Genomic DNA, 12,158 nt, shown 5'->3' with positions numbered 1-12,158 from the left:
ATTTTATCGAAAGATTTATTTAAAAAAAGTAAAAATAGTTTATTTACAATTACAATTTTTTTTGTTAAAATGAAACTAAAAATGGGTAAAGTATGGAACTAACTGATAATTATCAAAACTTATCATCAATTTATCAAGAATTGTCTATAAAAAAAGGACAATTAGCAAAAATTGATAAAAAAGAGTTAGAAAAATCTACTTTTGAAAAAACTGATACAGTTGTATTAGGCGCTGAAAAATATGATGAAAATGATTATCAACGAGTTTTGAATAAATTTAAAAATAAAGATAGTGAAATAAGAACTCATGAGCAAACGCATGCTTCAAGTGCAGCGACAACAAGTGCAATAAATTATAATTATCAAATTGGTCCTGATGGAAAATTATATGCAATGGGTGGAAGCGTTAGATTTGATACATCTATTCCAAATGATCCACAAAGTGCTAAAATTAAACTTGAACAATTAAAAGATGCATCTAGTTCTGTTAGTTCTATGAGTGGAGCTGATTCAAGTATAGCTCAAACAGCAAATTTGAATAAAATGTTATTAGAAAGTTTAAAACAAGGATTTAATTATGAGAATTGATAATAATCTTAATTCAATGGTAGCTTCTGAATTACAAATCAATGAAATGGCTACAAATATCGCAAGAGTTGCAAATACAGTTGCTGATCCCCAATTTCAAGAAGTTAGTGCAGATTTAATAGATTCTATTGTAAATCAAATACCTGAAGTTATTTCATATTCAGCTAATGCAAAAAGTATTGAAACACAAAATGCAACTTCTGATATGTTACTAAATATAAAGGCTTAAAAATGTCAAAAGTAAATGTAGTATGTCCTCACTGTTTAAAAATAAATGCAATTCCCGTAAAAGATAGTTATTCTAAAGCAAATTGTGGTAGTTGTAAAAAATCATTACTTGATACAACACCAATTGAGTTAAATGAAATAAATTTTGATCATATTATTGTAAATTCAGAAATTCCAGTAATTGTAGATTTTTGGGCACCTTGGTGTGGACCTTGTAAAATGTTTGCTCCAATTTTTACACAAGTAGCACAAAAATACCCTTTAAAAGCTTTGTTTGTTAAAGTTAATACAGAAGTAGAACAAACTTTATCAAGAAAATTTTCAATTATGTCTATTCCCACACTTATTGTTTATAAAAATGGAATAGAGAAAAAGAGAGTTTCAGGTGCATTAGACCCATTAAGACTTTCAAATTTAGTAAATGAGAGTTTATAAAAACTATTTATTAGTTTTTATAAACTTATTTAACTCTTTTAATTCATTTTCATTAAATACTTTTATTCCATTTTCTTCAAGTAATTTTGCTGTTAAACCTTGACCATTAATCAAATTAGAAGAAAAAGTACCATCATAAATCTCTTTATTTCCACAAGATGGAGATTTTGATTTTAAAAGAGCAACCTTTATATTCTCTTCTTTACAAATATCTAAAGCTTTTTTTGCACCTAATAAAAAATTTATTGTTACATCAAGCCCTTCTTGATTTTTTACTATAAAAGGTTTATCATTTTTTACTATTTCAGCTGAGATTCGAGGAATTGGCAAACCTCCTGCAACTTCTGGGCAAAATGAATAGATTTCATTTTCACATAAAATATCCATAAATAATTCTTTTAGTGAGAATGGAAATTTTGGATCAAATGCGATAGATGAATTGTTTCCATCATATCTAACATCTTCTCCCAATAAACAAGAAGATACTAATATTTTCATATAATATTATCTTCTTCCGTTACTTCATCTGTTAATTCTTTTATATCTTTATAAAAGAATGTTGATAGTTGAATATTGCTAAAAGCAGCTTTCATTGAAACGAAAATTTTAGGATTTTCTTCTTCAAGTTTTGCTAATAACTCTTTTGTTGTTGCTCTTGCATGTGGCATTTTTACATCAAATCTAAGACCTGGACAAGCTTCATCACCAATTACATTGATTTCATTTGTATTTGCAAATGCACGTAATTGTCTCTCTCTACAAAAAATAAGTGGTCTTATAACTTCTAAACCATTTTCTGCTTTATAAATTGGAGGCATAGAACGCATTGTTCCGTTATAAAAGAAATTCATAAAAAATGATTCCATTGCATCATCTAAATGATGCCCAAGAGCTACTTTGTTATATCCTTGTTCTTGTGCTGTTGAGTATAAATACCCTCTTCTCATTCTTGAAAAAAATGAACAAAAAGATGAATTTTTTCTGATTTTTTCACCAGCTAATTCAAAAATTTGAGTATCAATTATTTCGTGTTCAATTCCATGTTCTTTGCAATGATTACTTAAAAACTCAACTTGTTCGCCCATACCATAAGTTACAGTTACAGCTTTAAATTCAAAATTGTATGGAGCTATTTTTTTTATTCTATTTAAGGCATGAATTAGCGTTAAAGAATCTTTTCCACCAGAAAATCCAACTAATATTCTATCACCCTCTTTAATTAATCCATATTCAGCATTAGTTTTACCTACAATTGTAGAAATTTTTTTACTTAATTCAACCAATATATTATTCCTATAATTTTTTTGTGATTATATCAAAAAAGGTTTAATACTATTTTACATCTAATTTTTAGAACATCTTTTGTTCAAAAAAAATAATTTAATTTCCATAAAATGGTTAGATTTTACTCAAGTTTTAGATAAAAAATATATAATTTCATAAATATTATACAAAGATACAAAATGACATTAGAAGAAGAGACACTTTTTAGAGAAAAAATTAAAGAAACTATCTTACCATTGGCTATGAATATGACTGAAGAACAAATAAGAAATATTATTTTATCAGTTGAAAAAGCTAATAGCGAATTACCAGTGGGCTTTGGAGCAATGTTATTTGAACAAATTATGATACATAAATATAATCAATTAAAAAAGTTATAAATTTAATATGCGAAATTTTATTAGTTACAAAAAATCTATTGAAATATTAAATAATATTCAATTAACAAAACAAACTACACAAAAACTGTTTATTACTCAAGCATTAGGAAAAATTTTAGCAAAAGATGTGATAGCAAATCATAATAGCCCAGAATTTCCAACTTCTGCAATGGATGGTTATGCAATTAGATATGAAGATTTAAAAAGTGAGTTTTTAGAAATAATTGCAAAAAATCCTGCTGGTTATGTTGTTGAATCTGAAGTTAGTTTAAATAAATGTATAAAAACTTTTACAGGTTCACTTATGCCAAAAGGTAGTGATACTTTAATTCCTATTGAAAATGTTGAAGTAATTGAGAATAAAATTAAAATAAAAAAAGATGTTCCATTTGCTTTTGCTGTAAGAGAAATGGGGGAAAATTATAAAAAAGATGAAGTTCTAATAAAAAAAGGAACAAAAATTGGATTTGCAGAAATTGGTGTTTTAGCATCATTAAATATTTCAATGATTGAAGTGGTTGTTAATCCAATTATTGCGGTTGCAAGTACAGGAAGTGAAGTTTTAGATTTAGGTGAAATTCAAACAAATGATTCTCAAATTAGAAGTTCAAATCATCTTACTTTAGAAGTTTTATTTAAAAGTAATGGTGCAGAAGTTTTACAAATGGGTGTTGTAAAAGATGACATAGACTCTATTGCAAATCTATTTGAAACAGCTTTACAAAAAGCTGATATTGTTGTAACAACTGGTGGAGTTAGTGTTGGAGATTATGATTTTGTTCAAGATGTAATCAAAGATAAATTAAAAGCTGAAGTTTTATTTCATGGTGTATCAATCAAACCTGGAATGCATATTTTAATTGCACTTAAAGATAAAAAAATCATTGTGGCTCTTCCTGGATTTGCTTATTCTTCAACTGTTTGTGCAATACTTTATGTTTTACCTCTAATTTATAAATTTAGAAACTCAAATGAATCTTTACCAATAATTAAAGCAAAAATAACTCAAGATTTCCCTAAAAAAACAGATAAAACTGTATTTACTGCTTGTAATGTAAAATATTTAAATGGTGAATATGTTATTGATTTTGAAGGAAAAAAAGAGGGAACAAGTGCAATTTTAACAAATATGCTTGAAAGCCCTGCTCTTTTAATTCAAGATGAAGATAGTAAAGATTTAAAATCTGGAGATTTGGTAGATATATTATTATTAAACCAATTAAAATAATGAATAAAAACTTATTTCATATTTTAATGGTTTTTGCCATGATTTTTTGGGGTGCTTCATGGATTAGCACCAAAGTTTTAACAAACTATGTAAATGAGTATGAATTAGTATTTCTTCGAATGGGTATTTGTTTTATATCTATGTTTCCATTAATCTATTTTTTCAAACTCTCTTTTAAATTTGATTTAAAATCTTTTATCTTTATTTTAATTGCTTCAGTGATTTTAACCCTTTATAGTATAGTTATGTTTTTAGGTGTTCAACATGGAACTGGAAGTTTTGGTGGGGCTTTAGTAACTACTTTAATTCCAATAATAACTTTTATATTAATTGCTTTATTAAATAAAAAAACTATTAGTTTAAAACACTCTTTTGCTTTGATTCTTGGTGCTTTTGGGGTTTTAAATATGCTAAATATTTGGAATTTTAATCTAAATGAGATATTTTCAAAAGATAATATATATTTTTTATTAGCTGCTTTTTTATGGTCAATTTTGACGATTATCACTTCAAAAGCTACAAAAATAAATGCTTTTGTTTTTACTTTTTATACTTATATAGTTTCAAGTTTTACGCTTTTTGTATTTTTTGTAGATGGAAATATTTTCCATAAAATTGTAGATTTTGATTTTATTTTCTGGTTTAATATGTTTGTTATTACTATTTTAAGTACAACTTTTGCTACTTCTATTTATTTCATTGGAGCTACAAAACTTGGTGCAAAAGAGGTTTCATCTTATATCTTTTTAGTTCCTGCAAGTGCACTTTCTATTGGAGCTATATTTTTAGGGGAAGAGATAACTTTTAATGTAATAATAGGAACAATATTTACAATAATTGCCATCTATATTTTAAATAATCTAAATTTACTTAGATTATTTAAAAAAAATCAATGACAAGAACCTGAACTACAACAAGAACTCTCTTTTTTTCTTTTTAACCAAGGTTTTATTAAATAATATGACATCAAAGCAAGCATAATAAAACTTGAAAGTTGAGAGATTAAAGAGCTGTTTTCTTCTTCTAAACTAAAATTTAATATTTGTAGATTTGAAAAAAATGTATCAAAAATATAACCAAAAAATAAAGATAAAACAGCAATCACACTTAAATATATAATCAACGAAGTTTTTCCTAAACTTTTATAAACAACACTCATTGTTATTAAACTTGTTGCTGGTCCAGCACTTAAAAGTATAAAAGCTGCTCCTGGACTCATTCCTTCTATTATTAATGCTGCTGCAATTGGTAAAGATGCAGTTGCACAAATATATAAAGGCATTGAAAATAAAATTATTACAAAATATGTAAGTATTTGATTTTCAAAAAGCAAACTTGTGTACTCTTTTGGAGCTAAGGTAGTAAAAAGTGTGGCAAATAAAAGTCCAATAAACAGTGGTTTTACCATATCTTTAAATAAAGTTACATAAGCATAAGAAAAAACCTCTTTTATAGAAAAAGGTTTTTTAATTGATTTTTGAGAACTACAAGAACAATGGCAAGAACAAGATGAAGTTTCCTCTTCTTCTACTTTTTTTTCTTCTTTATCAAAAATATTTTGAATTATTCCAGTAAGTATTGCAATTATCATTGATGAAACAACTCTGTAAATTGTAAAAAACCAACCAAAAAAAGAGTAAGTTGCTAAAATCGAATCAACTCCAGTTATTGGACTTGAAATCAAAAAACTTTGAACAGCACCTTTACTAGCACCCTCTTTTCTAAGACTTTGAGCTAAAGGAATAACTGAACATGAACAAACTGGAAGTGGTATTCCAAAAACAGTAGCTTTTATAACTGAACTAATATTTCCACTTCCTAGATGTTTTATTATAAAATCATCAGGAACTATTTGTTTTAAAAATCCAGCTATTAAAAGCCCAATCAAAATATAAATAGCCATTGCATCTAACAATGCTAAAAAATTATTTGCTAAAGTTATGGCTAAATCCATATTCTATTCCTCTTGAGAATTTATCAATTTATTTGAAATCTGTTTTTTAGGTTTTACACCTAAATCTATAAACTCTTCGGCTCTTTTTATAAGATTTGCATTTCCTAAAGTTAGTTTATTCATTGCACTATCATAAGCTTTTTGAGTTCTATTTATATTAACTCCAATATCTTCAATATCAGCTACAAAAGAGGCAAATTTATCATATAAATCAGCTGCTTTTTTTGAAATCAATAAAGCATTTTCATTTTGATGTTCATTTCTCCAAATATTTTCTATTGTTCTTAAAGTTACATATAAAGTTGATGGAGAAACTAACATAATATTATTTTCAAAAGCTAACTTAAATAGATTATCATCAGTTGAAGTTGCAAGGATAAAAGCACCTTCAACAGGAATAAACATCAACACAAAATCAAGTGTTCTAACACCATCTATCTCTTCATATCTTTTTGAACTAAGAGCTTTTATATGAGAAATAATAGATTTAACTAACTCTTTTGAAGCAGCTAATTTATGTTCTTCATTTTCAGTTTTACAATAATTTATATAAGCGTTTAAAGATACTTTTGAATCAATAACAATATCTTTTTTTGATGGTAAATGAACAATAACATCGGGTCTTAATCGTTTTCCATCATTATCATTAAATGAGCCCTGAATAGTATATTCTTTCCCTTCTCTAAGTCCTGTTTGGTCTAAAATAGATGATAAAATCATCTCTCCCCAATCACCTTGAGTCTTATTTTGACCTTTTAAAGCTTTTGTTAAATTAACAGCATCTGTTGAGATTTGATTATTCAAATCTTTTAGATTTTTAATCTCTGTTAAAAGGGTGGTTCTTTGTTTTGTTTCTTCATTGTAAATCTCATTAACTCTTTTTCCAAAAGAGTCTAATTGGTCTTTAAATGAAGTTAAAACTTGTGTTAAATTTAGAGTTGATTTTTTCTGATTTTCATCAAAAAGTTTATTAGCAAGATTTTCAAACTCTATTTTTAATTGTTTTTTTGACTCTTCTAAAAGAGTTATTTTTTCATTAAAATTTTCTTCTTTTATTTCAAATTCTCTAAGTAATTGTTTCTCTTTTGCTTCTGCCATCTTTGCCAAACTTGAAAGTTTAAATTCATAAGTTTCAACTGTATTTGAATTTATTTGTGAAGAGTGTTTTTCTAAAATCTTTAATTTATCTTCAAAACTCTCTTTAATAAGTTTTTTTTCTTCTTCTAGTTTTCTATTTGCATTATTCAAAGTGCTTATTTGAGCCTCATAATAACTATGATTTAACTCAATTTTTTCATTTAATGCTTTTAATTTTAATAAAGCTTCATCTTGTAAAACTTTTAATTGATTTTCATATTTTTGTCTTGAGAATTGTAATATTATCAATAATCCAGATATTATGGCAATTATTGCAACTATTAAAGTAAGATAATTAACTTCAATTATTCCTTGACTTAACATCTATTTATTCTCGCTAAATTTTAAACTTTTTACATCATATCCAAGCTCTTTAAATCTCTCAACTAAAGGTGGATGAGAATAATAAAAGAAAATATATAAAGGATGTGATAAAGGAAATGATTTATTTTCATTTGCAAGTTTTAATAAAGCATTCACTAAATCCTCTTTTGATTGTAAATTTGACCCAAATTCATCGGCTGCATATTCATTATGTCTTGAAATCATAGAGATTAATGGCATCAAGAAAAACGATAAAATAGGAGAAAATATCAAAAACACAGTAATAATCGCATAAGGTTCATTGTTTAATGATAATCCTAAAAATAGTTCATCAGGTAAATTTCCAAAAATAGCAAAAAAGATAAACATAACAACACCCATAATTCCAATATTTTTTACAATATCACCATTTTTAAAGTGTCCTAATTCATGTCCTAAAACAGCAAGTAACTCATTGTGTGTTAATTTTTCAACTAAAGTATCAAATAAAACTACTCTTTTAGTTGCACCTAAACCACCAAAATAAGCATTTAGTCTATTATCTCTTTTACTTGCATCAACGCTGAAAACTCCACTACTTTTAAATCCAACTTCATTTAAAAGATTTTCGATTTTTGCTTCTAACTCTTTATCTTTTAATTTTTCAAATTTATCAAACATTTTATCTCGAATCACTGGATAAAGCATATTTATTAAAATTATTACAGCAAAAATAAAAACAAATCCCCAAATCCACCAAGAAGAGAAACTATTTATAATAAATGAAATTCCTGCAATTACAAGTGAACCAAAAACTAAAAATAAAATTCCAGTTTTTATAGTATCTTTTATAAAAAGTGCTGGTGTCATATTTGAAAAACCATATTTTTTATTTAATTTAAAAGTTGAATAAAGTTCAAATGGTAGAGTTAAAATCCAGTTTATGATTATAAACAGATCCACAAAAACAACGGCTTTTAACCAAAAAGATTCAATTTGAACTAATGAATCCAAATAAGATAATCCAAAACCAATCCATAAAATAAATAATACAAAATCATAAAAAGTTGAAACAATAGCAAGTTTCTCTTTTTCTATTGAATAATTAGCAGCCTCTTCATATTTTGCTGAATCTAATATAATAGCTTGAAAAGTTTTTGCATTTTTTACAAAACCAATTTGCATAAAAGAAGTATAAATATTAAATGCAAAATAGGCACAAAAACCTATAACAAATATTTCTAACACCAAAAAATCCTTTTTAAATTTTTTTATTCATATGATACAATTTTAATGCTTTTAGTTGAATATTTCTTTTATTTCAACTATCTTATCTATAACTTTTTTATCATCAGTTATATAAATTAAATCATAATTTTCTTCAAATGATTCTTTTGTCCAATTTGTACTTCCAATAATGGCTTTAGAAGAATCAATTAAAGCAACTTTTAAATGCATTTTGTTTTTATCTTTATTGATTATTGTTTTTATTCCATTCTCTTTTAATAAATCTAAAACTTCATCATCTTTTTTTGTTTTTTTATCATCAAATAAAACAGTTACTTTTACACCATTTTTTGAGGCTTTTATCAAATCCTTTGCAAAACTTTTATATGAAAAATTGTACATTGCAATAAAAATCTCAAATTTTGCATCCAAAAGAGTTGAACTTATTTGTTCTTGTGCTTTTTTTGAGTCATTTGGAAGAATAAAAACTTCACTTGAATATAAATTTAAAACCAAAAACAAAGATATAAATAAAATTTTTAACATAATTTTTTCCTAATTAAATAATTCAAAAAAATCCAAAGGAATTTTTGAAGGTTTAAAATTTTTTAAAAAAGCTAATTTAAAAGTAGCCTTAAATAAAACTTCATCATCTCTTAATATCTCTTGATACATCATGATAGAAGCTGATTTTTTTTCAACAAGTTTTGTATTAATCTTTAAAATATCTCCAAATACAGCAGGTTTTATCCAATCAGCCGTTGAACTTCTAACTACAAAAAATTCATCTTTGTTATGTGGTGATAAACCTTTTTTAAAAAAAAGTTCACTTCTTGCTCTTTCACAAAAATTAAAATAATTAGAGTGATAAACCACTCCTCCACAATCTGTATCTTCGTAATAAACTCTAATTTGCACTTAATAACCTTAATTTAATATTTGAATTGATTTTACACTCTTATGAGTAAATATGATGTTAATTTTATTCTATTATGTTAAAATCCGTTTTTAAAATTATGTATATTTCAAGGTGTTTTTTGTGTCTATTTTTGCTTTACAATCAATAGCAGGTGGTTTTCTTGATGAAGATTTACAACATTTCAATAAAAAATTTGATGATTGGTGTATTCAATTTGAAAATTATGAAGATGCTATGAAAGTTATGCAAACTCTTGAAAATCAAGAAAATATAGATATAGTTGAAATAACACCATTAAGTTATCCAAAATATTTTTTTCCAGCTTTACAAGGTACAATTTACGTAACAAGACAAATTGAAGATAAAATCATTTGTGTTGTAGAACCAATTATGGGTTCAAGTTTTAGAATCGCAATATGTGATCTTAAAACAAGTAATGTAAGACTAACAAAAACTCATTATAAAACTATTCCAAGTGTTGAAGGTGCTTTTGCTAGTTTTAGCGAATAGTATCTCTATCAACTTTAAACTCTTATTTTTTATTAAACTATAAAAAGACAAAAAACAACTACTAAAAAACTTTTCTTCGTTATATATTAAAACAATAAAATAAAAAGGATATTCTATGTTAAAAGAGCTTATTTTTACAGGACTTGGTGGAGCGTTAGTTTTAAAAGAAAAAATAGAAGATGAACTAAAAAAACTAGAAGAAAAAGGAAAACTTGATACAAAAGATGTAAAAAGTTTTTTGGAATCACTAGAACAAAAAGGTAAAGAAAGTGATGAAAAATTTAAAGCTGAACTAAAATCTACTCTAAAAGAGATAATTGATGAATTGGGACTTGCAACTAAAGAAGATTTACAAAAATTAAAAGAGGATTTAAAATAAAAGAGTTTTTTAAAACCCTAAATTTATACTCACCAAATAGAGTATATAAAGTCTTTTTGTTTTTATTAACTATTTATTTAGTTATCAAAAGAAAAGAGAGTTTTTTAGGTCTAAAACCTTTAAAACCTCAAAAACTAAAAGATACAATCACTACTTTAGGAGCTAGTTTTATAAAATTGGCTCAAGTGTTAGCAACAAGAGCTGACTTTTTTTCTCAAGAATATTTAGATGAGTTAAAAGAGCTTCACGATAAATTACCACCTATGAATAATAGTGAATTTGAAGAAGTTTTTAATAAAGCTTTTGAAAACAACAGCTTTAAAACTTTTGACAAAACTCCTATTGCTTGTGCTTCAATAGGTCAAGTTCATAAAGCAGTTTTATTTGATGATACAAAAGTTGCTGTAAAATTAAGAAGAAAAGGTATCAAAAAAAGAGTAATTGCTGATATAAAAATTATAAATATTTTTAACTTTTTATTTAATCCCCTATTCTCTTTTTATACTAAAAATTCCATAGAAGCTGTTATAAAAGAGTTTTCTTCAATGATTTTACAAGAAGTTAGTCTAAATCAAGAATTACAAAACCTGATTAAATTTTCGCAAATGTATAAAGATAGTGGTATAAAATTTCCAAAACCTTTTATTGATTTATCTTGTGATGATGCTTTGGTTATGAGTTTTGAAGAAGGTTTTAGATTTGATGACAAAGAAAATATTTTAAAAGAAAAAATTGATTTTAATAAAATTATAGGAACCCTTGTAAACTTTTACACAACTCAGATGTTAATAAATGGCTATTTTCACGCAGACCCTCATCCTGGAAATCTTTTGATTTCAAAAGATGGTCAAATAATTTTACTTGATTTTGGAATGGTAAAAAGTGTTCCAAACTCTTCAAGAATAGCAATAATTGAGCTTATTAAAGCTGCAAATGAAAGAGATTATGAGCTTTATATAAGTGCTAGTAAAAGATTAGGAACAATTGCCTATGAAGCACCAACAAGTGAATTAGCTGAATTTACAAGCAAAATGTTTGATATCTTTTCAAATGACAATTTAAGTAGTGAATCAATGCAAAAACTAGCTTTTGAAGTTTTAGAAAGCACAAGAAAAATGCCATTTAAACTTCCAAGTGATGCAATATATATTTTAAGAGTTAGTGCAATTATCGAAGGTTTAGGTACAACTTATATAGAAAATTTTAATGGTATAAAAGATATTTTGCCAATTTTACAAGAAAATCTTCCAAAAGCCCTTGGAGCAAAAGATAGTATTATTGAAACATTAGTTGATGAAATAAAAGATATTCCTTTTACGCTAAAAAATTTAAAATCAGTTATAAAACAAGCTAGTAATGGTGAACTTAAAATTGAAATATCAAACAATCAGTTAGAATTTATCTCAAAAGAGATAAAAAGTTTTATAAAACCAATTATTTTATCATTTGGATTAATTTTTACATCGATATTTATGATTTTGTATGATAAAGAATTAAAACAAATGGCTTTAACTCTGTTTGTTATTGGAATTATTAGGCTTTTATATAGATAAAAGAATTTGAAGAAAAATCTTCAAAATTCTTTTG

General features: G+C 25.6%; 16 protein-coding genes. 9 read left to right on the top strand and 7 right to left on the bottom strand.

Translation table 11 applies throughout. The annotated features are described in order from the left end of the window. Nucleotides 1-92 precede the first annotated feature (92 nt). From AELL_RS06985 to trxC, 3 genes are read left to right on the top strand one after another with little or no spacing between them, the layout of a single operon-like run. Nucleotides 93-587, top strand: a complete 495-nt coding sequence (locus tag AELL_RS06985; protein WP_118917256.1) for a putative metalloprotease CJM1_0395 family protein — start codon at nucleotides 93-95, stop codon at nucleotides 585-587. Then, nucleotides 577-816, top strand: coding sequence for a hypothetical protein (locus tag AELL_RS06980; protein ID WP_118917255.1), 240 nt, complete (start codon nucleotides 577-579; stop codon nucleotides 814-816). Before AELL_RS06985 ends, AELL_RS06980 begins: the two co-directional genes overlap by 11 nt. 2 nt (nucleotides 817-818) lie before the next feature. After that, complete coding sequence (gene trxC / locus AELL_RS06975) at nucleotides 819-1,250, top strand: thioredoxin TrxC (RefSeq protein ID WP_118917254.1); 432 nt, start codon at nucleotides 819-821, stop codon at nucleotides 1,248-1,250. Nucleotides 1,251-1,253: 3 nt separating this feature from the next. Here the strand turns inward: trxC and AELL_RS06970 are convergent, their stop codons facing one another. Together AELL_RS06970 and AELL_RS06965 are read right to left on the bottom strand one after the other, a co-directional pair. Further along, entirely contained in the window at nucleotides 1,254-1,748 is a 495-nt protein-coding gene (locus AELL_RS06970; RefSeq protein ID WP_118917253.1) for a 2-thiouracil desulfurase family protein, read from the bottom strand. Beyond that, nucleotides 1,745-2,533 carry a PP-loop family protein gene (locus AELL_RS06965; RefSeq protein ID WP_118917252.1) on the bottom strand — a complete coding sequence of 263 codons (789 nt, stop codon included), beginning with the start codon at nucleotides 2,531-2,533 and terminating at the stop codon, nucleotides 1,745-1,747. The genes AELL_RS06970 and AELL_RS06965 overlap by 4 nt, the downstream gene beginning before the upstream one ends. A 180-nt stretch (nucleotides 2,534-2,713) precedes the next feature. Between AELL_RS06965 and AELL_RS06960 the strand changes: the two genes are divergently transcribed. From AELL_RS06960 to AELL_RS06950, 3 genes are read left to right on the top strand one after another with little or no spacing between them, the layout of a single operon-like run. Then, complete coding sequence (locus tag AELL_RS06960) at nucleotides 2,714-2,914, top strand: hypothetical protein (protein ID WP_118917251.1); 201 nt, start codon at nucleotides 2,714-2,716, stop codon at nucleotides 2,912-2,914. 7 nt (nucleotides 2,915-2,921) lie between these two features. Beyond that, on the top strand, nucleotides 2,922-4,142 hold the full coding sequence (locus AELL_RS06955; protein ID WP_118917250.1) for a molybdopterin molybdotransferase MoeA: 1,221 nt from the start codon (nucleotides 2,922-2,924) through the stop codon (nucleotides 4,140-4,142). Then, a complete protein-coding gene (locus AELL_RS06950) occupies nucleotides 4,142-5,038 on the top strand; it encodes a DMT family transporter (protein ID WP_118917249.1) in 897 nt (298 codons plus the stop codon). Before AELL_RS06955 ends, AELL_RS06950 begins: the two co-directional genes overlap by 1 nt. Here AELL_RS06950 and AELL_RS06945 read toward each other — a convergent pair. The 5 genes from AELL_RS06945 to AELL_RS06925 are packed head-to-tail and all read right to left on the bottom strand — an operon-like array spanning nucleotide 5,032 to nucleotide 9,681. After that, nucleotides 5,032-6,096, bottom strand: coding sequence for an SO_0444 family Cu/Zn efflux transporter (locus AELL_RS06945; RefSeq protein ID WP_118917248.1), 1,065 nt, complete (start codon nucleotides 6,094-6,096; stop codon nucleotides 5,032-5,034). The two genes, AELL_RS06950 and AELL_RS06945, sit on opposite strands and share 7 nt — an antisense overlap. A 3-nt stretch (nucleotides 6,097-6,099) precedes the next feature. Continuing rightward, the gene (locus AELL_RS06940) at nucleotides 6,100-7,557 is read right to left on the bottom strand and encodes a DNA recombination protein RmuC (RefSeq protein WP_118917247.1); all 1,458 of its coding nucleotides are present in this window, start codon (nucleotides 7,555-7,557) and stop codon (nucleotides 6,100-6,102) included. Continuing rightward, a complete protein-coding gene (locus tag AELL_RS06935) occupies nucleotides 7,558-8,784 on the bottom strand; it encodes a M48 family metallopeptidase (protein WP_118917246.1) in 1,227 nt (408 codons plus the stop codon). It abuts the gene before it with no gap. 51 nt (nucleotides 8,785-8,835) lie between these two features. After that, nucleotides 8,836-9,309 carry a phospholipase D-like domain-containing protein gene (locus AELL_RS06930; protein WP_118917245.1) on the bottom strand — a complete coding sequence of 158 codons (474 nt, stop codon included), beginning with the start codon at nucleotides 9,307-9,309 and terminating at the stop codon, nucleotides 8,836-8,838. A gap of 9 nt (nucleotides 9,310-9,318) precedes the next feature. Further along, nucleotides 9,319-9,681, bottom strand: a complete 363-nt coding sequence (locus AELL_RS06925; RefSeq protein ID WP_118917244.1) for a YbgC/FadM family acyl-CoA thioesterase — start codon at nucleotides 9,679-9,681, stop codon at nucleotides 9,319-9,321. A 121-nt stretch (nucleotides 9,682-9,802) separates the two neighbouring features. Between AELL_RS06925 and AELL_RS06920 the strand changes: the two genes are divergently transcribed. The 3 genes from AELL_RS06920 to AELL_RS06910 all read left to right on the top strand — a co-directional run bounded on the left by AELL_RS06920 (nucleotide 9,803) and on the right by AELL_RS06910 (nucleotide 12,124). Next, entirely contained in the window at nucleotides 9,803-10,192 is a 390-nt protein-coding gene (locus tag AELL_RS06920; RefSeq protein ID WP_118917243.1) for a hypothetical protein, read from the top strand. 115 nt (nucleotides 10,193-10,307) lie between these two features. Continuing rightward, nucleotides 10,308-10,571: a hypothetical protein gene (locus tag AELL_RS06915; protein WP_118886471.1), complete on the top strand. Its 264-nt coding sequence runs from the start codon at nucleotides 10,308-10,310 to the stop codon at nucleotides 10,569-10,571. A gap of 56 nt (nucleotides 10,572-10,627) precedes the next feature. Then, nucleotides 10,628-12,124, top strand: a complete 1,497-nt coding sequence (locus AELL_RS06910; RefSeq protein WP_226806023.1) for an ABC1 kinase family protein — start codon at nucleotides 10,628-10,630, stop codon at nucleotides 12,122-12,124. The last annotated feature ends 34 nt before the right edge of the window (nucleotides 12,125-12,158 follow it).

Source organism: Arcobacter ellisii, from assembly GCF_003544915.1.
GTDB lineage: Bacteria > Campylobacterota > Campylobacteria > Campylobacterales > Arcobacteraceae > Aliarcobacter > Aliarcobacter ellisii.
The sequence above is the reverse complement of the archived record's forward strand: the minus strand, read 5'-3'. Positions and strand labels throughout refer to the sequence as shown.

What these genes read in the sequence shown, in the direction of transcription:
- AELL_RS06985 (WP_118917256.1), top strand. Translation starts at nt 93, where the DNA reads ATGGAACTAACTGATAATTATCAAAACTTATCATCAATTTATCAAGAA.
- AELL_RS06980 (WP_118917255.1), top strand. Translation starts at nt 577, where the DNA reads ATGAGAATTGATAATAATCTTAATTCAATGGTAGCTTCTGAATTACAA.
- trxC (WP_118917254.1), top strand. Translation starts at nt 819, where the DNA reads ATGTCAAAAGTAAATGTAGTATGTCCTCACTGTTTAAAAATAAATGCA.
- AELL_RS06970 (WP_118917253.1), bottom strand. Translation starts at nt 1,748, where the DNA reads ATGAAAATATTAGTATCTTCTTGTTTATTGGGAGAAGATGTTAGATAT.
- AELL_RS06960 (WP_118917251.1), top strand. Translation starts at nt 2,714, where the DNA reads ATGACATTAGAAGAAGAGACACTTTTTAGAGAAAAAATTAAAGAAACT.
- AELL_RS06955 (WP_118917250.1), top strand. Translation starts at nt 2,922, where the DNA reads ATGCGAAATTTTATTAGTTACAAAAAATCTATTGAAATATTAAATAAT.
- AELL_RS06950 (WP_118917249.1), top strand. Translation starts at nt 4,142, where the DNA reads ATGAATAAAAACTTATTTCATATTTTAATGGTTTTTGCCATGATTTTT.
- AELL_RS06945 (WP_118917248.1), bottom strand. Translation starts at nt 6,096, where the DNA reads ATGGATTTAGCCATAACTTTAGCAAATAATTTTTTAGCATTGTTAGAT.
- AELL_RS06940 (WP_118917247.1), bottom strand. Translation starts at nt 7,557, where the DNA reads ATGTTAAGTCAAGGAATAATTGAAGTTAATTATCTTACTTTAATAGTT.
- AELL_RS06930 (WP_118917245.1), bottom strand. Translation starts at nt 9,309, where the DNA reads ATGTTAAAAATTTTATTTATATCTTTGTTTTTGGTTTTAAATTTATAT.
- AELL_RS06915 (WP_118886471.1), top strand. Translation starts at nt 10,308, where the DNA reads ATGTTAAAAGAGCTTATTTTTACAGGACTTGGTGGAGCGTTAGTTTTA.